At 55.4% G+C, this 20,842-nt stretch carries 23 protein-coding genes; 16 read left to right on the plus strand and 7 right to left on the minus strand.

What is annotated here, in order from left to right:
• Positions 1 to 252 precede the first annotated feature (252 nt).
• Both CV102_RS24120 and CV102_RS24125 read right to left on the minus strand, forming a co-directional pair.
• Positions 253 to 645, minus strand: a complete 393-nt coding sequence (locus CV102_RS24120) for a universal stress protein (RefSeq protein ID WP_148860562.1) — start codon at positions 643 to 645, stop codon at positions 253 to 255.
• An 847-nt stretch (positions 646 to 1,492) separates the two neighbouring features.
• Entirely contained in the window at positions 1,493 to 1,900 is a 408-nt protein-coding gene (locus tag CV102_RS24125; RefSeq protein ID WP_148860563.1) for a hypothetical protein, read from the minus strand.
• 379 nt (positions 1,901 to 2,279) lie between these two features.
• Between CV102_RS24125 and CV102_RS24130 the strand changes: the two genes are divergently transcribed.
• The gene (locus tag CV102_RS24130) at positions 2,280 to 2,567 is read left to right on the plus strand and encodes a HalOD1 output domain-containing protein (protein ID WP_148860564.1); all 288 of its coding nucleotides are present in this window, start codon (positions 2,280 to 2,282) and stop codon (positions 2,565 to 2,567) included.
• Between the two features lie 779 nt (positions 2,568 to 3,346).
• Here the strand turns inward: CV102_RS24130 and CV102_RS24135 are convergent.
• On the minus strand, positions 3,347 to 3,817 hold the full coding sequence (locus CV102_RS24135) for a response regulator (RefSeq protein WP_148860565.1): 471 nt from the start codon (positions 3,815 to 3,817) through the stop codon (positions 3,347 to 3,349).
• Positions 3,818 to 4,291: 474 nt separating this feature from the next.
• Here CV102_RS24135 and CV102_RS24140 point away from each other — a divergent pair, with 474 nt between their 5' ends.
• The 4 genes from CV102_RS24140 (at position 4,292) to CV102_RS24155 (ending at position 9,641) form a co-directional block, all read left to right on the plus strand.
• On the plus strand, positions 4,292 to 7,159 hold the full coding sequence (locus CV102_RS24140; protein WP_148860566.1) for a PAS domain S-box protein: 2,868 nt from the start codon (positions 4,292 to 4,294) through the stop codon (positions 7,157 to 7,159).
• Positions 7,160 to 7,250: 91 nt separating this feature from the next.
• Positions 7,251 to 7,616, plus strand: coding sequence for a DUF7344 domain-containing protein (locus CV102_RS24145; RefSeq protein ID WP_148860567.1), 366 nt, complete (start codon positions 7,251 to 7,253; stop codon positions 7,614 to 7,616).
• Between the two features lie 396 nt (positions 7,617 to 8,012).
• Positions 8,013 to 8,516 carry a hypothetical protein gene (locus CV102_RS24150; protein WP_233710809.1) on the plus strand — a complete coding sequence of 168 codons (504 nt, stop codon included), beginning with the start codon at positions 8,013 to 8,015 and terminating at the stop codon, positions 8,514 to 8,516.
• A gap of 294 nt (positions 8,517 to 8,810) precedes the next feature.
• On the plus strand, positions 8,811 to 9,641 hold the full coding sequence (locus CV102_RS24155; protein ID WP_148860568.1) for a helix-turn-helix transcriptional regulator: 831 nt from the start codon (positions 8,811 to 8,813) through the stop codon (positions 9,639 to 9,641).
• A 16-nt stretch (positions 9,642 to 9,657) separates the two neighbouring features.
• Here CV102_RS24155 and CV102_RS24160 read toward each other — a convergent pair whose 3' ends face one another.
• From CV102_RS24160 to tnpA, 3 genes are all read right to left on the minus strand, one after another.
• The gene (locus CV102_RS24160; protein WP_148860569.1) at positions 9,658 to 10,497 is read right to left on the minus strand and encodes an alpha/beta fold hydrolase; all 840 of its coding nucleotides are present in this window, start codon (positions 10,495 to 10,497) and stop codon (positions 9,658 to 9,660) included.
• A gap of 110 nt (positions 10,498 to 10,607) precedes the next feature.
• Positions 10,608 to 11,435 (minus strand): helix-turn-helix transcriptional regulator, encoded by an 828-nt coding sequence (locus CV102_RS24165; RefSeq protein WP_148860570.1) that lies wholly within the window; start codon positions 11,433 to 11,435, stop codon positions 10,608 to 10,610.
• A gap of 294 nt (positions 11,436 to 11,729) precedes the next feature.
• A complete protein-coding gene (gene tnpA, locus CV102_RS24170) occupies positions 11,730 to 12,128 on the minus strand; it encodes an IS200/IS605 family transposase (protein WP_148860571.1) in 399 nt (132 codons plus the stop codon).
• 94 nt (positions 12,129 to 12,222) lie between these two features.
• Between tnpA and CV102_RS26300 the strand changes: the two genes are divergently transcribed.
• The 5 genes from CV102_RS26300 to CV102_RS24190 all read left to right on the plus strand — a co-directional run bounded on the left by CV102_RS26300 (position 12,223) and on the right by CV102_RS24190 (position 16,423).
• Positions 12,223 to 12,366 (plus strand): hypothetical protein, encoded by a 144-nt coding sequence (locus CV102_RS26300; protein WP_187433104.1) that lies wholly within the window; start codon positions 12,223 to 12,225, stop codon positions 12,364 to 12,366.
• Positions 12,363 to 13,637, plus strand: coding sequence for an RNA-guided endonuclease InsQ/TnpB family protein (locus CV102_RS24175; protein WP_148860572.1), 1,275 nt, complete (start codon positions 12,363 to 12,365; stop codon positions 13,635 to 13,637). Before CV102_RS26300 ends, CV102_RS24175 begins: the two co-directional genes overlap by 4 nt.
• A gap of 223 nt (positions 13,638 to 13,860) precedes the next feature.
• Entirely contained in the window at positions 13,861 to 15,297 is a 1,437-nt protein-coding gene (locus CV102_RS24180; RefSeq protein ID WP_148860573.1) for an FAD-binding oxidoreductase, read from the plus strand.
• Positions 15,290 to 15,820: a rhodanese-like domain-containing protein gene (locus CV102_RS24185; protein WP_148860574.1), complete on the plus strand. Its 531-nt coding sequence runs from the start codon at positions 15,290 to 15,292 to the stop codon at positions 15,818 to 15,820. Before CV102_RS24180 ends, CV102_RS24185 begins: the two co-directional genes overlap by 8 nt.
• 9 nt (positions 15,821 to 15,829) lie before the next feature.
• Positions 15,830 to 16,423: a GNAT family N-acetyltransferase gene (locus tag CV102_RS24190; protein WP_148860575.1), complete on the plus strand. Its 594-nt coding sequence runs from the start codon at positions 15,830 to 15,832 to the stop codon at positions 16,421 to 16,423.
• Positions 16,424 to 16,643: 220 nt separating this feature from the next.
• On the opposite strand, the gene CV102_RS24195 is transcribed toward CV102_RS24190, so the two are convergent.
• A complete protein-coding gene (locus tag CV102_RS24195; protein WP_148860576.1) occupies positions 16,644 to 16,850 on the minus strand; it encodes a hypothetical protein in 207 nt (68 codons plus the stop codon).
• A 248-nt stretch (positions 16,851 to 17,098) separates the two neighbouring features.
• On the opposite strand from CV102_RS24195, the gene CV102_RS24200 reads away from it, so the two are divergent.
• The 6 genes from CV102_RS24200 (at position 17,099) to CV102_RS24215 (ending at position 20,698) form a co-directional block, all read left to right on the plus strand.
• Positions 17,099 to 17,431 carry a HalOD1 output domain-containing protein gene (locus CV102_RS24200; protein ID WP_148860577.1) on the plus strand — a complete coding sequence of 111 codons (333 nt, stop codon included), beginning with the start codon at positions 17,099 to 17,101 and terminating at the stop codon, positions 17,429 to 17,431.
• Positions 17,432 to 17,984: 553 nt separating this feature from the next.
• The gene (locus tag CV102_RS27445) at positions 17,985 to 18,137 is read left to right on the plus strand and encodes a DUF7837 family putative zinc-binding protein (RefSeq protein ID WP_449289639.1); all 153 of its coding nucleotides are present in this window, start codon (positions 17,985 to 17,987) and stop codon (positions 18,135 to 18,137) included.
• Between the two features lie 11 nt (positions 18,138 to 18,148).
• Positions 18,149 to 18,307 carry a DUF7129 domain-containing putative zinc-binding protein gene (locus tag CV102_RS27450; protein WP_449289640.1) on the plus strand — a complete coding sequence of 53 codons (159 nt, stop codon included), beginning with the start codon at positions 18,149 to 18,151 and terminating at the stop codon, positions 18,305 to 18,307.
• Positions 18,304 to 18,531, plus strand: a complete 228-nt coding sequence (locus tag CV102_RS24205) for a hypothetical protein (RefSeq protein ID WP_148860578.1) — start codon at positions 18,304 to 18,306, stop codon at positions 18,529 to 18,531. The genes CV102_RS27450 and CV102_RS24205 overlap by 4 nt, the downstream gene beginning before the upstream one ends.
• A 189-nt stretch (positions 18,532 to 18,720) precedes the next feature.
• Positions 18,721 to 19,401, plus strand: a complete 681-nt coding sequence (locus tag CV102_RS24210; protein WP_148860579.1) for an IS6 family transposase — start codon at positions 18,721 to 18,723, stop codon at positions 19,399 to 19,401.
• Between the two features lie 121 nt (positions 19,402 to 19,522).
• Positions 19,523 to 20,698, plus strand: coding sequence for a Fic family protein (locus CV102_RS24215; protein ID WP_148860580.1), 1,176 nt, complete (start codon positions 19,523 to 19,525; stop codon positions 20,696 to 20,698).
• Positions 20,699 to 20,842: the final 144 nt, after the last annotated feature.

Here is a 20,842-nt window from a genome sequence, read left to right on the forward strand (position 1 = left end):
TCTCCGAGCTACTAGCACGGCGATACGAGTTCGATCGGCTCTACACTGCTAACGTTTGAGCGTCTAAACAAGGCCCATCCTCTGGATTCAGCAGGCGGTTTCTGACAGAATCTGAGTAGGACATTCAGTCTCTGCTGAATAGAAGGCGCATATGCAGCAAACAAATAAAGACGCTCTTGTCTTTCCACCTCAGCAGCGCACGTCGGAGCGTGAATGTGACCTCAACAAGACCTGTACTTACAGGCGGTCGTGCTACGGAACAAGAAGGACAGGGAGGTTATGCGTTTGCAGCATCCGTTCGGTCGTGTCGGTTTCGAATAACTGTTCGAAGATCGATTTCTCTTCGTATCCAAGCACAACGAGGTCGATATCGCGGGATTCTACGATCTCTTCGATCATATCACGAACGGCCGACCTGGAATCGGCTCCGGACTCTACCTGGTAGATTTCGGCCTCGACGGAGGCGGGCTGTCGCGCTCCCATGGATTCGATTTCGGAGGCAGCTATCTCGGCGGGAGCGTCTTTTCCGCCGGTCATGTGGACAGCGATGATCTGTACTCGATCGTCGCTGCCGAACAGTCCGATTGCAGCCCTGACCGCCTGTTCGCTAACTGGGTTTACCGCAAAGGGAACCAATATCTCCATACGATCGATTATACCGAACCAGACAAGTTATTTGCTGAATCCATCCGTTCTATCGGTGATGAGTTTTGCAGCAGTTTTTAAATAAAACAAGCGGGGTATGCGAGACACAGGGTGCGAATGCAGCACGAGATGATGGCCGGTCATCGAGGGCAGATGTTCGTTCAGTACAGGACAAAAACACCTCAATAGAATTATCAATAGCTCGCTCTACCTCGGTAGTACTGATTTCATTCTACGGAATCCTTCTTCTCGAATTACCTCTCGTGGTGTGTCGTCTTTTGTTAACTCATCAATCTCTTCACAGCAACGCAAAAATTCGCCTATAGCTTCTTCTCTTGTGGCCTTATGATGGGAATCAGCAAATTCGTATACTTTTTCTCGATATTCATTGTCAAGATATGAGCCGCCCATATTGGACATGCTGCGATCTAATAGATATTTCCACTGGCCATTTTCGAATGCACTGGTGTGTCCCGTGATCGGTTCGCAGATCTACTGATCGGTTGATTCAGTGCAGACTGCCCGAAACAGATGAAGTTATTCTGCTGCATCCATGCTCTATATTCAGCACGGCCTTCTTTCCGGAGGTCTGGTAGCTTCGTCAGTCGCTGCTGAATACAGTTCGCGAATGATACACGACATCTGGATAGATCTGCGAAGAGGGTGATCGTTCAATACAGGCCGATTAGGTAATGGAACAACAATTGATCTCACCAATAGTTGTCAAGAGTAGCGTGCTGAATACAAAAAGGGGAGGGGGTCAACAAACCAACTTCATTTCTTGTGATAGATCCCCCTTTGAATCGCCCGGTAGAAGGCCTACAAATTCGCCACAGCCTCGAGTGTGTCAGTCTCTCAAATTCTCCTGTTCTTCTTGTTCGAGCCGTTGACAGCCAATCACCAATGAATCGGGAATATCGGTCGCAGCTGCATGTAATGCGTTAAAAACGGCAGCAACTTCGTCAAACTTCGGGCCACGAGATGCGATCAGTGGGTCTGTCTCCCACTCGATAAACCCAGAATCGGCCAACATCGGCAGATGTCGATGAGGCAATTCCCGTCTCAGTTGTTCGGGATCAGCAGGGATATTAGGATTTGTTGCACTTTCTGGTAACGAAACTGATTGATTGGCCGGTGCATCTAAGAGCGAGACGATGAGTTGACGGCGTGGTTCTGCCGATAGAGCCCTGAAGACGCGATCCCAGCCTTCGACAACACGGCGCCCGTTCTCGACCCGCATGTCAAGTTTTTTCATACCAAAGACTGGCCCTCTCTCAGTATAAATCATCGGCCTCTCAGAAAAACCATCGATTGTTGGTTTATTGAATGGGTAGTGTGGATTTTCTAAGATACCGGGTCGAATCTATCCAAGCTCAGTCAACAATTTCTTAACCCCGGCAAAGGCAACGCTTCCAACGAGATCAGAACCCGAATAATAGTTTTTCGCTATACTATTCAAAGGTGTGGTCTCCCTTCTTGACCTATTTCGCCTGCGTTCTATACAGATGAACGTAACTACCCGGAGGAGTAAGCGTGGTACTGCGAACCAATTCAAATAGAATGGATACAGTATTCGTTGACACACAACACACTTTGGGGTGACGTTTATTTTGTGGGGCGGTGCGCCCCCGTGTATGGGTAGCACGAGCATAGCCACGCAAGAGATGGGGAGCCACGAGACACCAACAACAACTGTCGTAAATGCGGTTGCAGAAATAGAGGGGATTGATGCAACCGAACTCGAGCCTCTGTACGAGAGAATCGATACCGACGCCCTGAACGTATTATTGGACTCTCCAAAATCACAGATAAAAGTCGCGTTCAAGTACGGTGAGTATCTGGTTGAAGTGACGAAAGATGGCGACGTAACCGTGGAAGTGGGCGAGTTTACAGAAGCCTCATCAGAAATCAGGGGTCCCTGATGAGAATAGCTCTAATGACGAAAATGGCTCCCCTATCTTTCTTCGAGGAGAGAATCCCGCCGTTTACGGCGGGCGTGAATCCGACAACGCCTCCACAATTCACGTTCTGACGCTAATACGGATATTTAAGCGGCATCGTACTGTAGCATGGCGTACACCGAGGCGGTCACACCGCCCGCTCAATTGCACAATATCGGGACTCCGAGACCCAGACCGTTCGAGACACCCTCTCGAACCGCTGTGGTGTCTCGGTCACAAGATAACTCCGAGTCCCCTGCTGGGATAGGAGTAACGGCGGTGTGGCCCTGCCATCGGCCTGTCATGCCGACGGGTCGTAAACCAGCAAATATCCCAAACCAGCGGTGCGGTGCCGTGGGAAGCCTCGCCGTTTACGGCGAGGAGGAGGTCACAACCCTTGCTTCAGCGGTACTGACCGATCACCACCAATCGCAGATCACGTCTGATCCTGTGCCATAGTCGCACCTGATATTCAGCACGACTCTACCGACATTATCAGTATCTGATAGAAGTAGCAGTGTTAGGTTCGCACGTGAAGTGAGCGGATGGTTCACTGGTTTCGGCGTGAAACAAACGAAGTCGTCGTGCTGCACTCATCCTCTATATTCAGTACACTACTCTTGACCGCAACTCGGTAGTTTGATCGGGTTCTACTGAATACAGAGCGCGAATGTGGCACTGGCTGGAAGTCGATTTGAGATGAGTAGTGACTGATCAGTACAAGATGAGAAGTTACCGAATGGGAAACTGAGACGGCGAAATTATTGTGAGTCGGGTAGAAGTTGTACCTTCTGAAACCAGAACCGGCTGACGGACTCTACAAGTGACTCAAATCCCTCCGGGGTGGTTGGCTTCGTCAAGTAAGCGTTAGCTCGGGCTTCGTAGCATCGTTGAATATCGCCCCTATCTGCAGAACTCATGAGTATAATCACAGGAAGCGGTCTGAACTGTGGATCAGCCCTGGTTGCATTAAGAACTGCACACCCGTCTCTCCCCGGAAGATTCAAATCGACGAGAGCGAGATCAGGGAGTGATCTTGTTGGGTCGTCGGTCTGCTCGTTCAAGAAGTCAACCGCGTCGTTTCCGTTGGAGATGGAGCGGAGTGTTGGCTCGGAATCTATGTTTGCTGTCTTGAACGCTTCTTGAATAAGACGAATATCCTCGGGGTTGTCCTCGACAAGGAGAATTTTAATTTCACTGTTAGATGATCGGTAGGTGGATTGGACTGTCATAGTGGGTGAGAACGAGTATGGACTCTGTGATGCGTCCATGACCGTTATACGACCGTTCTACCGACAGTCTCCTTTGCCGTAAAGGAAGACGCACAGTGTAAAATTTCTCGTTAGAGCCAAGTCGGACTGAAGACATATAAGCATATCCTTCACTTAGAATATCAAAACAGCTGATGACGACGAGTTCACATATTTACTGCACGGCTGATTCATTGGACACACCGTGAAACAAATCCGGTTGGCGTGCTCCACTCATCCTCTATTCAGCAGTTCACTCTTGGCAGTAATTCGGTAGTTCGCTCAAGCTCTGCTGAACTCACAGCGCGAATGTGACGCGAGATTCGACTCAATTTGCGAAGATGGTGATCGCTCAGTACAGGTGGTGTACGTTCCACCATGACACCAACGAAAAGCGGAATAGTGTTACGAATACCTGAGTGAAGCCTTTTCACTCCTCGGCCAGTTTGGAAGGTAATGACCGGGGACAACGATAGAGAAACCTCACACAGAACCCACGTTACCGATGACGTGGTCTCTCGCTCTCCCCTCGATCTCGATGAGGCAACCTTTTTCCAGACACTTGCGGCGAATACATCAGAAGGGCTGCTCACACTCGATACAGAGAGTACGATTGTCTATGCGAATCCTGCAGTCGAACGGATCTTAGGCTACGCTCCAGAGGAACTCGTCGGCACGTCGAAGATGAAACTCATTCCCGAACGACTGCGATCCGCTCACGCCGAAGGGCTTCGGCGGTATCTCGAAACCGGCGAGAAGCATATCGACTGGGACGGCGTCGAACTGCCTGCCCTCCATAAAGACGGTCACGAAGTGCCGGTTTCGATCAGCCTGCGCGAACACGAATACGATGGCCAGCGGCTCTTTACCGGCATCATCCGCGATATTACTGACCAGAAAGCATACGAACAGAAGCTCCAGTACGAACGTGACACCGTTCAGCAGCTTCTCGAAACCAGCCCCATCGGGATCACGGTCATCGACTCCAATGGCGAGATCGTCCGCGCAAATGCCTACGCCGGAGTGCTCTATGACCGCTCCCCCGATGAACTCCGTGGAGAGAGCTACGAATCCATCGACCAAAAGCTAGTCAATGAAGCCGAGGAACCGCTTTCCTCCGAGGCTCACCCGATCACACGCGTCTTCGTGACTGGTGAGTCGGTCTACGACACTGTCATTGGCATCAAACCAACCGCTTGGAAGCGGACATGGTTGTCAGTCAGCGCCGCTCCAATTCGCGGCCCTGACGGCTCAATCGAGCGTGTCATTACGGCGATTGAAGACATTACCGAGCGCAAAGAGCGCGAACAACGCCTCCGTGCGTTCCGCGAAGCGCTCGATCACGCAGGCCACGCGATCTATCTGACGGATACGGACGGCACAATCGAATACGTCAATGCAGCATTCGAGGAGCAAACCGGTTACGCAGCCGAGGAAGCCCTCGGCGAAACACCGCAGATTCTCAACTCGGGTGAACACGACAACGCGTTCTATACTGACCTGTGGAATACGATTCTCTCGGGCGAGACGTGGACGGGAGAAGTGATCAACCAGCGCAAGTCCGGCGAGACGTACACCATCAATCAGACGATTGCTCCCATTACGACTGCTGACGGTGACATCGAGCGGTTCATCGCGGTCAACGTCGACGTGACCGACCAGAAAGAGCGCGAGCGGACAGTCACACGCCAACGCAATACCCTCCAGCAGTTGCTCGAGACGAGTCCCATCGGCATTATGGTTGTCAACGCTGACGGCGAACTCACGCGAATCAACAGAAAAGGAAGGAATATTCTCGACATTCATGACGATAGGATCGAAGCGTACACTCCCGAGGACAGACCGACCTATGACGAAGAGGGGCAGCCAGTTCCCGCCGACGAACACCCATTTGCGGTGGCCCTCGAGACGGGTGAGGTGGTGGAGGATCGAATCCTCAGGGTCGAACGACCCGATGGAGAGTCCCGGTGGCTTTCGGTCAGTGCTGCACCTGTGTTCGATGAGGACGGGACGCTCGACCGCGTCATCACAACCGCTGAGGACATCACCGCCCTCGAAGAGAGCAAACGGACGCTCGCACAGCAGCGGGATACCCTTGAACACCAACGGGATACACTCGAACGGCTCCGCCAGATCACCACCAGCCTCAACTCGATCCACCATGCTATTATGCGGGCATCAACCCGGGACGAACTCGAACAGCAGGTGTGTGACAGTCTTGGGAGTTCAGAAGCCTACACGCACGCGTGGATCGGCGAATACGTCGCAGCAGACGAGACGATTAGACCAAGTACATGGACGGGACTGACGGAGGAGAACCTCTCGGACGAAGTGACGGCGGTCAACGAAGCCCAATATCGAGACGGGATTACCGAGGAGGCACTGCAGACTGGGGAAGTACAGGCCGTCCAAAACCTGTCCAATAATCCGATGGAGACGATAGCCAGCGATCACGCGCACCGACGCGGCTACAATGCGGCGGCTGCAGTCCCGCTCAGATACGGAGATACTGTGTATGGCGTTCTCCGCCTCCACTCTGATCGGGCGTTCGCGTTCGACGAAAATGAACGCCAGCTCCTCGGCGAACTCGGTGAACGCATCGGACACGCCATCTACGCGACCAAGAACCGCCAACTGCTTCACGCCGAGACGCGAGTCGAACTTGAGTTCCGATCTACCGACTCGGACGTCCCCTTCATCGACGTCACCGAACGTCTCGACTGCCGTCTCTCCCTGAAGAAAAGTACGCCCGCCTCTGACGGAGCATTCATCTACTATATCGACGTGAAGGGGTCTCTACCGGGGCGAGTCTGTGACCGGCTCGAGACGTTCGCAGGGATCGACTTTGCTCGCTCGTTGCAAGCGACAGGAGAAACGGGAACAATCGAGTGTCGAGTTACTACGTCGTCACTGGTACTCACGCTCATCGAAGAAGGAGTCACCCCTAACTCGGTCGTTGTCGAAGACGGGATTGGGCGGATCATCGGGGAAACCGCCCCCGAGACGAATATCCGACCAATCATCGAGGGGCTGCAAGCGACGTTCCCCGAGACGGAGTTCATCTCGAAACGGACGGTCACGCAGAGCACCTCATCGGAAAACGTCAACGCAGAGATCGTATTCGAATCGTTGACTGACCGCCAGCAAGAGGTACTCGAAGTGGCCTATCACGCGGGGTACTTTGATTCGCCGCGGCGTGCTTCTGGGGAAGAGATTGCCGAGACGCTCGGAATCTCCTCCGCGACATTCTACCAGCACATCCGAAAAGGATCTCGGAGGATGCTTGACAAACTCACTACAGATGGATCGTTGGCCACCGGCTAGATGGCTAGGCGATTCCAGACACGTCGATTTGCTGATCCTAGATCCCTAGTACGGCTATGCTTCTTCCTATACCTCTAACGGGGAGATATCCATGACCGACTCCCAGACAGTAACAATCGAGGTCGAAACTACGTACGACCGCTCGCCGACTGACCTCTTCGACGCGTTCAGCGACAAGCGCCGCCAGCACGTGCTCGAGTATCTGTCCGACTATGGCATCGCCACGCTGGATGAACTCACGACGCGCGTCGCAAGCCGCGAGAAGAAGTCCTCCGAGGAGCAGCAACAGCAGATCGCGATCAGCCTCGTCCACCATCACCTCCCCAAGCTCGAAGAAACTGGTATCGTATCATACGACTCGGATCACAAAAATATCCAATTGCTCGCTGACCCCGCTGAATTAGCCCCGTATCTCGCCCTCGCCACAGATCGCGAGTTCGGTACCGGAGGCCAATAGTGAAATATCAGGTTTCCTGTACAATCTGTACGTTTGAAGAGGAAGCGGGCGACCTCACTACAGCCCTAGACCTCGACAACGCCCATCGTGACGAGTGGGGCGACAATCATCTCACCGAGATCCAACGGATATCGCTATCTAGCAAGTGAGCACGTTCTCTACCGGGCAATTCAACCCCCAAGGAGGTCGGCGTGCTGCATAGATGCTCTCTATTCAGCAGTCCACTCTTGGCAGTAATTCGGTAGTTCGATCAAGCTCTGCTGAACTCACAGCGCGGATGTCGCACGGGATTCGCCTCGATTTGCGCCGGTAGTGATCGGTCAGTACAGGTGAAGGGTACATCACTGGGACGAAAACTCCATCAATATTTATACTCCAACGAAATGTGGATTAATTATGCGCCGTCGTGCCCTCCTCACCACCCTTCCAGTCAGTGCATCAATTATCACTGGATGCCTGAATAGTTCTAACACAGACAATACCGGTGATGAAGATACTACCGAAACGGATACTACTTCTGATGCACCCCAGTTTGAGGTCGATGAAGACGCCCCTGGTGAGTTCATTCTCCTTCGGAATCAGCCACAGGAGCCAAGCGGCGTCACCGTTGGTGACGAATTTGAAATCGCTGTTGTTCTCGGAAACGCTGGTGGCGAATCCATTACCGGTGAAGTCGGCGTTGAACTCGTCCCACCGAACGAAGATTCGGGCGCTCAAACGGCTACCATCGTTGTTGACGATGGTGACGAAATCCCGTCCGGGGCAGCGAGGTTTTTCACTACTGGGTTGTTTGAAGCGACAGTCGCTGGCGACTGGGAACTCATCGCAGGCACCGGGATCGGACAGGTTTACCAAACCTACGACCCAATAGTCACCGTCGAAGAGCGACCTGACGACTGATGACATCTCCCCGCTTATAATTACAATTATTGGCGGTTTCATTACTGAAAACTAGTGCAAATACAGTGTTCAGTTCGCAGATGTACTGACCGGCTGGTTCAGTGAATTGGGCACGAAACAAACGATGGCGCTGTGCTGCATCCACACTCTATATTCAGCAAGCATCTTCTGACAGAATCCGAGTAGGACATTCGGCTTCTGCTGAATAGATAGCGCGAATGTTTCATCCACAGAAGGACCATTCGCAGCGATCACCACCTATACGATTTTTGTGTGCCAGCACATACCAAGACCATGGATGAGACACCCGACGACATCGAATTTCTCGTCACGTCGGACCATCGGGTCGCCGTGCTAGACACACTGGCCACGGGTCCGAATGACCGTAACGCATTGCGATCCGCGACGGGGGCTTCGTCGCCAACGATGAGCCGAATTCTCACCGACTTCGAGAATCGCAACTGGGTCGAACGGGAGGACCGGGGATACCAACTGACCAGTCTGGGCGAGTTCGTTGCCGAACGGCTAGAGGAGTTTGTGGACGCAATGACGATCGAGCACCACCTTCGAGACGTCTGGCAGTGGTTACCACATGAATTAGATGGGTTCAGCGTCGATCTGTTTACGGATGTAACGGTCACTCGCCCGACTGCCGGACACCCCGATAAATCCACTAAACGCCGTATCGAGTTGATCACGGAGACATCTACGTGGCGCGGTGTTGGCGTAGCAATGTTGGGGTTGCGGACGCTGGAGACCTCATTCGATCGGTTCCTAGACCAGCATGATGAGTTCCACTGTGAGTACATCTACCCACCCGAAGTGTTCGATGAACTCCTATCGTGGGGAGACACGGAAACGATCATCGAGGCAGCCGACAGCGACAGCTACACCGTCTTGTTGCACGAGAACCTGCCGATGGAAGATCGGTACGAAATCTCTCTCTTCGACGATTGCGTGACCATCTGTTGTTACGATCACGAGAAGGGTGGATTACAGGCGCTCATCGAGACGACCAGTAGCGACATGCGAACGTGGGCGGAGACGTACTACGAGCAGTTCCGTACAGAAGCGCAGCCGCTCAGGGACGCATACGAACACGGTTCACTGCAGTCGCTCGAATAGGCCGATTGCGACGTCGTCAACTCGATTCACGCACGAATGCGAGTACTTCGCTCGTGAACCAGTCCGGTGCGCTGGCGACTGCTCCGTGGCCATATCCGTCGATACTGACGACCCGGGCGTTTGGAAGTGCGTCGGCGACCGCGTCCGTTGCGTCGAGAAGCCACTCTGCAGACTCGCTGGCGGCCAACAGCAGCGTCGGGACGGTCAGCTGTGCGAACCGGTCCGGGTCAAACTGGTAGTCGGCTTGGGCTTCGGCCTCCATTTTGGGGACCACGGTTTCGATGAAGGCCTCCACGTACTCCGGCCAAATGGGATGGTTGCGCAATTGCTCGACTTCCTCTGGAGTGGCTCCAGCGGGCCCTTCCAGGAAGGTCGCCAGCGCCCGATCGCGATCCCCCTCGTCCAACATGCCGACCATCGTTTCGAACCCCTCGCGGGCGCGTTCGTCCTCGAATCCCGGAACGGGGGGTTCGTGCAGTATCAGGGTTCTGACGTTGTCGGTTCGCAGGACGGCCTCCAGCGCGGCGAACGCGCCGCCGGACTCCCCGACCAGATGTACGGGTTCGTCGATCGAGTCGACGACCGCGACAATGTCCTCGAACTCCCGTTCCAGTTCGAACTCGCCGGGGTACTTGCTCTCGCCGTGGCCGCGACGGTCCATCGCGTAGACCGTGTGGTGTTCCGCGAGGGATTGTCGCACTCCGGAGATGTCCCAGAACCTGTGATCGACGTCCGCACCGTGGACGAGCACGAGCGGAGGTCCACTCCCGGTCCGTTTGTAGGCAATCTCGGTCCCATCCGGGGATGTGACGATTTCGATTTCATTTCCCGTGTCGGATTCTGTGACTTCGGTCATGAGCCGGTCACCTTTCTGCACATAGGACGACGAGATGTGCGATAATGAGACTATTTGGTGAAATATTGCACGGCGTGCAACCGAACTGCATAGACGGTTGGGCTGGTCTTCTATGGCGATGTAAATTGCTCCGGTACCGGTGTGGCCAACACCTCCTCGTCGACCGGCCGTGCCTCCTCACGGTACCGCTCGAAGACGGTTCGGGCCCACTCTCTGGCCTCTGGTGCGTCGGTGTCGACCCACGCCCGCAGCGCCCTGGTTTCGGTGTCGTGACAGCAGATAGCGGCGCGCTCGTCGAAGACGTCGATACCACACCGTCTCCGGTCGGGGAGGTCGTCGTGGACGAAGATCGTACAGTTGTCCAGCGTGGCAGTCTTTTCAAAGAGTGCCGGATTCCAATCGACGGTCGCTGCTAACACGTCGGGTGAGTAGATCACGTCGACCTTCATGCCGTCCAGCGCTGCCTGGCAGAACGCCTCGTTCGCGGCCGTTTTGAACACCGTCGCCCCGAAGCCGCGGACGGTGTCGCTTTCCTCGACCAACTGGACGACGCGCTTGACGGGTTCGTACGGGTAGCCGGCTGGGGGATAGGCGACGACGGCGTCGGCGAACATGTCCACGGAGAACCCCTCCATCTCCCTCGGGAGCCACTGCCAGACGTCACGGAGTTTCTCCTCGGCCTCCATCGCGGCGCAGAAGTCGGCGAACCGCTCCGCCACGAACTTGCCCAGTGGAGTGAGTTCATATGTCGAGCCTCTGCGTTCGATCCATCGACGATCCTCGAAATCACCAAGGACGCGTCCGATCGTCGAGGCATGAGCACCGGTCTCGGCCCGGAGGTCCGCCCGGTCACGGCCCCTCTCGGCGAGTGCGTCAAGTACGCCGACCCGGTGTTTCGAGCTGACGAGGAATTCGATGTCGTCGATCGTCGTTCCCATGGTCTTGGTACACATTGACACTCTATAATCGTTCGCTGAGGTGCCGATTGATCCATCCGTCGTGGGGATCCATCTTTTGTGGGTACCGAACTCCAGATCGAATCCGTGAATTGCATCCTCGACTGGGGCCATGCCACTCGACGGCCAGCGGGCGATATCGGAACGACTCACGACGGCAATGGTGATACCGCCAGAAAGTGCACATCCCGGCGCACACGCGTTCTCCATCCTCTACAGGCGGAGCAGGCCGAGTGCCTCGGGGCTTGACCCCGAGGGTGAAGGCCGTACGCTCCGCTAAACGTGTTCCGTCCGCTCGATATACTGCTCAATCGTGTCGGTTGAAACATCGCCTGCCGTCCCGACGTAGTACGATTCCTCCCAGAACCCACCACCCCACAGATACTCCTCCAAGTACAGTTCGTGCTGTTCCCACATCTCCCGCGCTGTGATGCTTTTGACCGTCCGCACAATCTCACTCGGTGCGTTCTTCGGGTGGGCAGAGAGAAATAGGTGTACGTGGTCGGGTGAGATGTGGAGCGACAATATCTCGTAGCCGTACTCGTCGCACACATCGCGGAAACTCGCTTCCAGAGACTCCTTGATTGGTTCGAGAATCGCGTGGCGGTACTTCGGACACCACACGAAGTGGTAGTTGACGTTGTACACCGTGTGGTTCGACCGCTTCTCGCCCATACCTGCAACACAACGACCAATCAAAAGTATTCTCTGAGATGACTCATAGACTACCACCAGTAGACTTTTTAACGTGGAGGAACAAGGGGTAGACGTGACGAAGCAACTCAAGGTATCTGACGCCGTGTACGACGACCTTGACGAACTCAAGGACGAGGAGGGGCACACGAGTTTCGACAGCGCGATTCGCACACTCCTTCTTCACTACCGTCACGTCCAACCCAACGACCAAGAATGACCGACGCACAGGCTCTCGTCAAGACGCTGGACTTCCAACTCGACATCCAGAGTGACAACGAGAGCCTGCTGTACGACGCCACGCTCGATGCCCGCTCGGTGTACAACGAAACCATCAGACTCGTCAAAGAAGGCGTGGACTGGGACGCGATTCCCGACCGTGTGGCCGACGACGCCAACCTCGTGAAAAACACGACTCAGCGCGTCGTTGCGAAAGCACTCGGTGCGATGGAGAACTACTACGAATACGACGACTTTGGGCTCCCGAGTCACACCAAGGACGGTGCGTACCCGCTTCGTGCGAACTACGAGGAAGGGTACAACCTGTCGCTCACCGACGACGGTGACGTGGCGTTCCGAATCAGCGCGAAACCGTACAAACACGTCAAGGGCGTCCTCGAAGGTGACGACGCCCACCTCGATATTCTCAAGACTGCGCTCACGAGTGACGAGTGGAAAATTGGGACAGCAGAAGCCCTGTTCCACAACGACAACCCCGAGTTGCACATCAACGTCACCAACACCGGACAGACCGTTCGAGACAAGCAGGACTCACGAACGGTCGTCGGCGTGGACGTGAACGAGGATAACGTGGCCCTCACCGCGCTCTCCGAGGGTGGCGTCGAGGACACGCTTGTCATCGACTTCCCCGAAATCAAGTTCGAGCGTCATCGCTACTTCACGATGCGAAAGCGCGTCCAGAACGCGGGGAAGGACAGCATACACGACACGCTGGAAGGGCGTGAGGAACGGTTCGTCCGCGACCGGCTCCACAAGGTGTCTCGGCATATCGTGGAGTGGAGCCAGCAGTTCGAGAAGCCATGCATCGTCTTTGAAGACCTCAAAGAGATGCGCGACAGTATCAACTACGGTACGCGGGTGAACCGACGCTTGCACCACCTACCGTTCCGCGCCCTACAGTTCTATACGTCGTACAAGGCGTCGTTCGAGGGTATTCCAACAGGATGGATTAACCCCGAGTACACGAGTCAGCGGTGTCCGATGTGTGGGCATACGGAGCGAGCGAATCGCAACAAGAAGCGGTTCAAGTGCAAGGACTGTGGGCATCAAGACCACAGTGACCGTGGTGCAAGCGTCAATATCGCTGTAAAAGGCGTGAAGAAACTCGATTGGAATGTGCCTGCTCTCAACAGCCTTCCCGTTGTTCGGAAGGTGCGACGGCAGGCATCGGGGGCTGTGGACGCCCCGACCGTGACCCACCCGACCGCCCGAGGCTATCAAGCCGATGGTCGGATGGGAGTGTCCGACTAAACCACGGGAAGCCTCGGGGCTTGACCCCGAGGCGGTTCACGAGCTGGCTACCGGGCTCGTCGTGCCATCCATCTCTCGATGACCTGCAAACGAGACGTCGAGCTCCACGGATCACCCAAATCACCGTGGGCTGACCGATTGGTTTTTCACGCCGTGAAAGATTTAGCACGACGAAGATCCTTCAGCAGGAATCTATAACGATTTTGCGGTCGCACTGTGTCATATGGGACCTGAAACAGAAAACGGTGATCACATCGATGAATTTGAATCGGGATTTCTCGGCGACCTGATCCGCCCCGAGGATTCCGGCTACGACAACGCTCGCACAGTCTGGAACGGGATGATCGACAAACGTCCTGATCTGGTCGCTCAATGCCAGGACGTCGCTGACGTTATCAGCGCGGTCGAGTTCGCCCGCGAGCAGGACCTGCTCGTCGCCGTCCGCGGTGGGGGACACAACGCTGCTGGTCTCGGAACGTGTGACGACGGGATCGTCATCGACTGTTCCCCGATGAACTGGGTTGACGTAGACCCAGACACCCGGCGCGTTCGCGTCGGCGGCGGTGCCACCTGGCGGGACGTCGATCACGCGACCCAGGCGTTCGGACTCGCCGTACCCGGTGGAGTCGTCTCGCACACGGGGGTCGCGGGCCTCACACTCGGCGGTGGGTACGGCCACCTCCGACGAGCGTACGGGCTGACTTGCGACAACCTCGTCTCGGTCGATCTGGTCACCGCTGACGGTCGCTTCCTGACCGCCAGCGAGGACGAGCACCCAGACCTTTTCTGGGCGGTCCGTGGGGGCGGCGGTGCCTTCGGCATCGTGACCGCCTTCGAGTTCGAAGCACACCCGATCGGGACCAAAGTGGCCACGGTGGAGACGTGGCACTCCATCGAGGACGCGACGGTGGTCTTCGAGACCTGGCGCGACTTCGTCGAGACCGCGCCGCGAACGATCAGTGGGGAGGCGATTATCTGGGGAATACCGGAAGACCCCCACTTCCCGGAGGAGCATCACGATGACCCTGTCGCCATCATCACCGCCGTTCACGCCGGCGACCCCGATGAGGGCGAGGAACTCCTTCGTCCACTTCGAGAGTTCGGGTCGCCGCTGTTCGACTTCAGCGGCCGGATCCGGTATCTCGACCTCCAGCAGGGCTTCGACCCGTTCTTCCCGGCCGGAGAGCACCGGTACTACCAGGGATCGGTCTACCTCGATTCGCTGGACGACGAGGTCATCGCCGATATCCTCGATCGCGCCGAGACGCGGCCGGACCCCCGGATACTCTACTACGTGTGGAACCTCGGTGGCGCAATCGCCGACGTTCCGGAGCACGCCACGGCATTCAGCGGCCGAGACCACCCGTATCTCCTCGCTATCGACGGAAAATGGGACGATCCCGCAGAGGACGATGCGGTCCTCGAGTGGGCGCGATCCTTCCAGCGGGACATGCAGGTCCACTCTCCGGGCGAGGGCTACCGAAACTTCCCTGGACTGGGTGAGGGCGGAGACGCCCAACGGACTCCCGAGCGTGACGAGACGGACGACCGGTTAGTCGAGGTGAAGGACCAGTACGACCCGACGAACGTGTTCAGCCGCAATCACGGCGTCACGCCGTCCGAATCGGCGCGGACTGACGGAGGTGCTGGCGATGAGTGATGCCGACGAATCGATGACGGGCCGATCGCCGGAGGAGGGACTACAGCTAGCAGAGGGATCAGCGGCGCAACCATCAGGCAGGGATTCAATGGAGGCACCGACCGAAGCGCAACGGGCGTTTCACAGGAACAGTATACCGACTGGATACAACGAACTGGTCAGCGCGGCCGAAGCCACCGTCAGGGTGTATACGCCAGCGGAAGCAATTGATCTGGCCGGCGAAACGCAGGTCCTCTTCGTGGACGTCCGCGACGCTGTCGAACTGTCCGAAGGGATGATTTCCGGAGCCATCCACGCCTCGAGGGGGCACCTGGAGGCGCATCTGGACCCCGACAATCCACGGTACGTGCGTGAGCTCGACGATGCAACTGAGATCATCTTCTACTGTGCGGGTGGTGGACGCTCGGCGCTGGCTGCACAACGGGCGCAGGAACTGGGATTCGACCGCGTCGGACACCTCGCCGGTGGGATCTCCGCATGGAAGGACGCTGGTGGACCGGTGCAAGTGATCGACGACCGTTGATGATATACTATGTTCCCTGAACACATCGGGACGGACCGACTCAACCTCGAACGAATTTCGCACGACTCCGTCGATGTATTCGCGCTTCACGAACTCTACTCCAATGGAGACGATACTGAGGAAATGTTCGAGTACTGGGATTCGTCTCCTCACGAGACGGTGAAAGAGACCTATGACTACGTGGATGAGGCTGAACGACTATGGAACGATGTGGAGGGTGCGAAATACGTGATCCGCCCGAAAGACGAGGAAGACGGAGCAGGCGTCATCGCCGGAACGACGGGACTGTACCCGGATTGGGAAAAACGATCCGCCAACCTCGGCATTCTCCTCGATAAGCCATTTTGGGGACGAGGATATTCCGGTGAACGAGCCGATGCCATGCTGTCCGTCGCATTCGATCGACTCGATCTCGAACTCGTCGTCGCCGTCTACATCGACGGGAACGAAAAGTCTCGACGGGCGATCAACAAGTACGTCGAACGGTATGGTGGCCAATACGAGGGCCTGCTGCGAAACTGGCTTCCGGTGGACGAGACCGTTGTTGATGCTCATCGATACTCGATTTCACGGGAAGAATACCTTGCGATGGCCGAATGCTGAGCGGTTTCCCCGTCGAGACCGATAGAACGGTTTCCAATTCGGAATCAACGTTTGCTGCACTCATTCTCTCTATCTCGTCCGCACGTACTGCCAGATACTGTATAGGTCAAGCGTGCCGTGCTGAATAGGGGGCGCAAATGTGGCACTCGGTAGGACGTGATCATCGCACAGGCGAACGCTCAGTACAGGGTAAAGAGACAACGAATTTGCTCCTGTTCTGTTAGTCGATTTCCTCCTCTGCTCGCCTTTCATCAAATTCCGGACCCCTTACCACGATATGCTTCTCTCTATTCCACCTGACTAACCCCTTCTCTTCCAGCTCTGAAAGGGAAAAGTGACGCAGTTGAAGGCGGAGCCTTGCCACATCTTCGTCAGCAGACGGCGGATCGTCACACGACACGTCTTTGGAAGTGTTACTCTTAGCCATTGGCCGTCAGAGTAAGGGCTTGAACGCGGATTAACCCTGAGGGTTTTACGGACATTTGTTGTTTTGATTAATCGAGAGAAAATCCCTTTTATACTGCTGGGGAATCAACCTAGTGTATCGGTCAAGATCGCTCACCCTGTGCGTTTATCCAGTAAGGCAGTGGTATCCAGAAGACGGGGATACCATACGTGTGATTCGCATCAAACGCGTGGCGCATTATATGGTTCCGGCTTTTCCGATCTCAAACTATGACCAGAAATAAGAGGAACTCGGAAGAGGAACAACACCGCACAGACGATGATGAGAGAATCACCTATCACCGACCGTTTGACCCCGAAACAGATTCAGTGAGCCACGAACTCATCGATGCCGTCGCAACAATCAACAATGCCGATCCGACGGAAATGGCGATACTCGCGCAATTCATCGATCCAGATGCCTTAGATTCCCTGTTTCAGTCTCGCCCCGACGGATCATCACGAGACGTGAATGGAGAACTCAGGTTCGAGTACGATACGTATACTGTTCTCATCGATAGCGATGGTATAATCTCGCTCAATCGACGGGACGAACAAAAATAATCTAAACGGAAAGCAGCGCGAGTTCCCCGACCAACGGGGGTTGGGGGTGAGGCGTGTGCGCTCGGCTGCGTCTCCGTTTTCAAGTACCAAGACGCCGTGTTGCTATTTGGAACCCACGTTATCGGCCTCGCAAAACCCGCGCACCCACTTCGGGGTAAGACGCGGTGCGCCGGGCCTATGTCGCGCCCTCGTGAAGGGGCGGACGCCCACGGACACACCCGCCACGGCGGCAACAGACATCCTCTGTTGCGGTGGCAGACGCGGTGTATTCGGGTGTTACTGGGTCCACGCGAGTCCCCCGTGGGGACGAGCGCGGGCGGAATCAATCTCTCGGTGGACGAACGCTAGCCGACGAGGTGCTCAACGAGCTGTGCCTATCACACCAGATCGTTCGTTGACGGGCCCGTCACCGGATCTCAAGTTTTAGTTTCACTGTGGTTGGCTCGCCTATATACAGATTCAGGTACGATACTTGCAATAGAGAGAGCGGACACACCACCACCCTGTTGCAGTCACACGCGCTCTCTCTTCCCTGCATTGCCTCTATCAATCCATGTCCACAGCGAATCCACCATCTCTCGGTACATGCCCGTTCTGCCAGGCCGAAATAACGACGACCAACGTGATCCTTGAATACGAAACAGAGACAGGACCAGCAGTATACGCTGAGTGCCCCAAATGCCGGGACGTCGTGAACCCAGAGTGATTCCTGTATCTATGCTATTTGAACGTGTAGACCGGCTGCTGCCCTGGTCAACGCAGTCAGAAGTTGTGTACGAATGTCGGCACTGTGGAACCTCCGTCGATAAGCACACCGAAGCCTGTCCTGCCTGCGGATCAGAAGCAATCGCCATGTATCATATACCCGACACATGACAGAGGAATACGACCAGCTCTTGGAGGTTGTAGCGGAGAATCCGGGAGCTACCATCGAGGAAATTACGGACCTTGCACGCAAGCACGACATTACCAGCACCAATATTCCGAATCTCGTCTCGAGGGCGGTCAGCAATGACGACCTTCTCGAGTTTGACGGCCGGCACTGGGTGATGCGGACAGGCAAGTACCGGTTCCACCGGTACAACCATCCGGAGACCTAATTGGAGAGTTGACCGTACTCCGATAACAGCGCCATCTTCCCTATGCCCAGAGGCAATCTCCGGTAATCGACAAGCCGGAACAGCATTCGACGGTTGGTCAGAAAAGAGGTCTGTCGAATCCGTCTAAGAGGGTGGCACTGTCTAGTTGAGCGCTTTTGAGAAGCGAGCAGGTCGTAGTGAGCGGTGATTATGACACTCGCAGACCTGCTCAGAGAGACATTGGACGTAGATTGTGATGAGATTTGGGAGAACGAGCGCACCCCGACACCCGTCAGGGTGTTCGGGGTGCGCCTCCATTCGATGGGGCTGTCGGTCCGAGAGGTTGTTCCTGTTTTAGAGCTACTCGGCGTCGATCGCTCTCATGGAGCGATTTGGAACTGGAGGCATACGCTTGCGGAGGTCCAAGGCGATCCGCCGACGGCAGAGCCGTCGCGGATCGCCGTCGATGAGACACAGATCGAAGTAGATGGCGAGAAGAGATGGCTGTACGCGGCCATCGATACAGAGTCGAAGCTATTGCTCGAAATCGATGTGTTCGGCCGCCGCGGGACCGATCCCGCGGCGGCGTTCCTCCATCGGCTTACTGAGAAACATGACGTCGCTGATGCGGAGTTTCTCGTCGATGCTGGTGGCTATCTGACTGCCCTCGCTCGCCGAGAGTTGAGTGGTCAGCTCGACTACAGCGAACGAAACACCATCGAAAAGTGGTTTCAGACGGTCTCGATGCGACTCGACCGGTTCCATACGTTCTGGCGGGGCAGTCCAGCCAGTGCTCGCCGCTGGCTGGGACGGTTCAGATACTACTACAACCGAGATCGGCCGAATCAAGCGTTAGATGGCCGAACGCCTGCCGAGGAGGTGCAGAACTAGACAGTACCACCGACACCAGTCTGAACTGTGAGTAAGGATAGTGCCCTCTCTTCCGCAAGTAACTTAGATTTACGGGGGCTAAATTTAACTAACAGTAGGGTCAATCCTGTTGTAGTCACAAATGGCTCTACAGGAATTACCTGACGACGCCCCGGGACGTCTTGTTCCATACGATCGGCGTCCATACTATAATCCAGATCCCCTTCCACCAGATAGCGAGTTACAATTCGAGAAAGAATTCTATGAGATGCTTTCGGAGGCGACGTTTTGGCTCGGAAAACTCAGCGGGTTCAGTCTGACGACTGATTTCGCACCCGTGTTGTACACGTCGTTGCTTCGGAAAGAAGCGATGGAATCATCTGAAATTGAGGGTGCAGATATCGATTACAATGCACTCTATAGTTTTGAAACCCGATCGTTGGACCGATCCGGTACAATTGGCGAGCAAGCAGCAGCTATCGACGAAACGAAAGACGTCCAAGAAGTGCTCAACTATGAGCGTGCTCTAGAAAGCGGAATCAACGCACTCGATCACGGTGAGGAGGTCTCTATTGACCTTCTGCATACTCTCCATAAGACACTCTTGACCGACGTGCCTGAAAACCGCCGGGAAACGGATACTATTGGGGAATTCAAGACTGTGCCGAACCACCTGGGTGAATTCGTCCCTCCCGTTCCAAGCGCCGTCGACGGACTGATGGCTGCGCTAATGACGTATATCCGAACCGGTGGGAGCTACCACCCGCTCATCGATATTGCGCTCACACACTATCAGTTCGAGACAATTCACCCCTACGGGGACGGTAACGGTCGGCTCGGACGTCTCCTCATCACATTACAGCTGTATGATCAAGACTACCTTGAGCAACCAACGCTCTACCTGAGCGAGTATTTCAATCGCTACAAAGAGACATATGTCGATCGTATGAACGCCATCCGGAAGTACGGCGAGTGGGAAGCATGGGTAGAGTTCTTTGTGACGGGTATCCGCCACCAGGCAGAAGAATCCCTACTCCGATCTCGGGATCTTCACTCCTTGCAGCAGGACTATAAAGCTACGTACGGCGACACCTCTGCTGCTTATGCAGAACTAGCGTGCACACTCTTCGAGCAGCCATATCTCACTGCTAACGTTGTTCAAGAACTGCTCGACGTAACGGGTCCAACGGCCTATCGAGCAATCGACCAACTAGAGGAAGAAGGAGTGCTCGAGGAGACGACCGGAAAGGAACGGAACCGGGAATATCGTGCACGGGAGATTTTTGAGATTCTCGAGCGGCCACCTCGTACATATTAGTTATTGGATGATTTTTAGCTGAACCGAAGCGCTAAGCCCCCTTCCTCAGCGAACATCGAAGACACGAACAGAAAGCGGGATACAACGCCTTGATTTAGCTAATGACATCCTCCCCGACGTAAACGGCGGGGCTTCCATCGCCGA

Source organism: Natronococcus pandeyae (assembly GCF_008122205.1).
Classification (GTDB): domain Archaea; phylum Halobacteriota; class Halobacteria; order Halobacteriales; family Natrialbaceae; genus Natronococcus; species Natronococcus pandeyae.

Bases quoted from the DNA above. Each gene is read 5' to 3' on its own strand.
- CV102_RS24135 (WP_148860565.1), bottom strand. From the start codon at position 3,817: ATGACAGTCCAATCCACCTACCGATCATCTAACAGTGAAATTAAAATT.
- CV102_RS24175 (WP_148860572.1), top strand. From the start codon at position 12,363: ATGACCGACGCACAGGCTCTCGTCAAGACGCTGGACTTCCAACTCGAC.
- CV102_RS24130 (WP_148860564.1), top strand. From the start codon at position 2,280: ATGGGTAGCACGAGCATAGCCACGCAAGAGATGGGGAGCCACGAGACA.
- tnpA (WP_148860571.1), bottom strand. From the start codon at position 12,128: ATGGGCGAGAAGCGGTCGAACCACACGGTGTACAACGTCAACTACCAC.
- CV102_RS24195 (WP_148860576.1), bottom strand. From the start codon at position 16,850: ATGGCTAAGAGTAACACTTCCAAAGACGTGTCGTGTGACGATCCGCCG.
- CV102_RS27445 (WP_449289639.1), top strand. From the start codon at position 17,985: ATGTCCACAGCGAATCCACCATCTCTCGGTACATGCCCGTTCTGCCAG.
- CV102_RS24190 (WP_148860575.1), top strand. From the start codon at position 15,830: ATGTTCCCTGAACACATCGGGACGGACCGACTCAACCTCGAACGAATT.
- CV102_RS24210 (WP_148860579.1), top strand. From the start codon at position 18,721: ATGACACTCGCAGACCTGCTCAGAGAGACATTGGACGTAGATTGTGAT.
- CV102_RS24140 (WP_148860566.1), top strand. From the start codon at position 4,292: ATGACCGGGGACAACGATAGAGAAACCTCACACAGAACCCACGTTACC.
- CV102_RS24215 (WP_148860580.1), top strand. From the start codon at position 19,523: ATGGCTCTACAGGAATTACCTGACGACGCCCCGGGACGTCTTGTTCCA.
- CV102_RS27450 (WP_449289640.1), top strand. From the start codon at position 18,149: ATGCTATTTGAACGTGTAGACCGGCTGCTGCCCTGGTCAACGCAGTCA.
- CV102_RS24150 (WP_233710809.1), top strand. From the start codon at position 8,013: ATGCGCCGTCGTGCCCTCCTCACCACCCTTCCAGTCAGTGCATCAATT.
- CV102_RS24160 (WP_148860569.1), bottom strand. From the start codon at position 10,497: ATGACCGAAGTCACAGAATCCGACACGGGAAATGAAATCGAAATCGTC.
- CV102_RS24125 (WP_148860563.1), bottom strand. From the start codon at position 1,900: ATGAAAAAACTTGACATGCGGGTCGAGAACGGGCGCCGTGTTGTCGAA.
- CV102_RS24165 (WP_148860570.1), bottom strand. From the start codon at position 11,435: ATGGGAACGACGATCGACGACATCGAATTCCTCGTCAGCTCGAAACAC.
- CV102_RS24120 (WP_148860562.1), bottom strand. From the start codon at position 645: ATGGAGATATTGGTTCCCTTTGCGGTAAACCCAGTTAGCGAACAGGCG.
- CV102_RS24180 (WP_148860573.1), top strand. From the start codon at position 13,861: ATGGGACCTGAAACAGAAAACGGTGATCACATCGATGAATTTGAATCG.
- CV102_RS24200 (WP_148860577.1), top strand. From the start codon at position 17,099: ATGACCAGAAATAAGAGGAACTCGGAAGAGGAACAACACCGCACAGAC.
- CV102_RS24185 (WP_148860574.1), top strand. From the start codon at position 15,290: ATGAGTGATGCCGACGAATCGATGACGGGCCGATCGCCGGAGGAGGGA.
- CV102_RS24145 (WP_148860567.1), top strand. From the start codon at position 7,251: ATGACCGACTCCCAGACAGTAACAATCGAGGTCGAAACTACGTACGAC.
- CV102_RS24205 (WP_148860578.1), top strand. From the start codon at position 18,304: ATGACAGAGGAATACGACCAGCTCTTGGAGGTTGTAGCGGAGAATCCG.
- CV102_RS24155 (WP_148860568.1), top strand. From the start codon at position 8,811: ATGGATGAGACACCCGACGACATCGAATTTCTCGTCACGTCGGACCAT.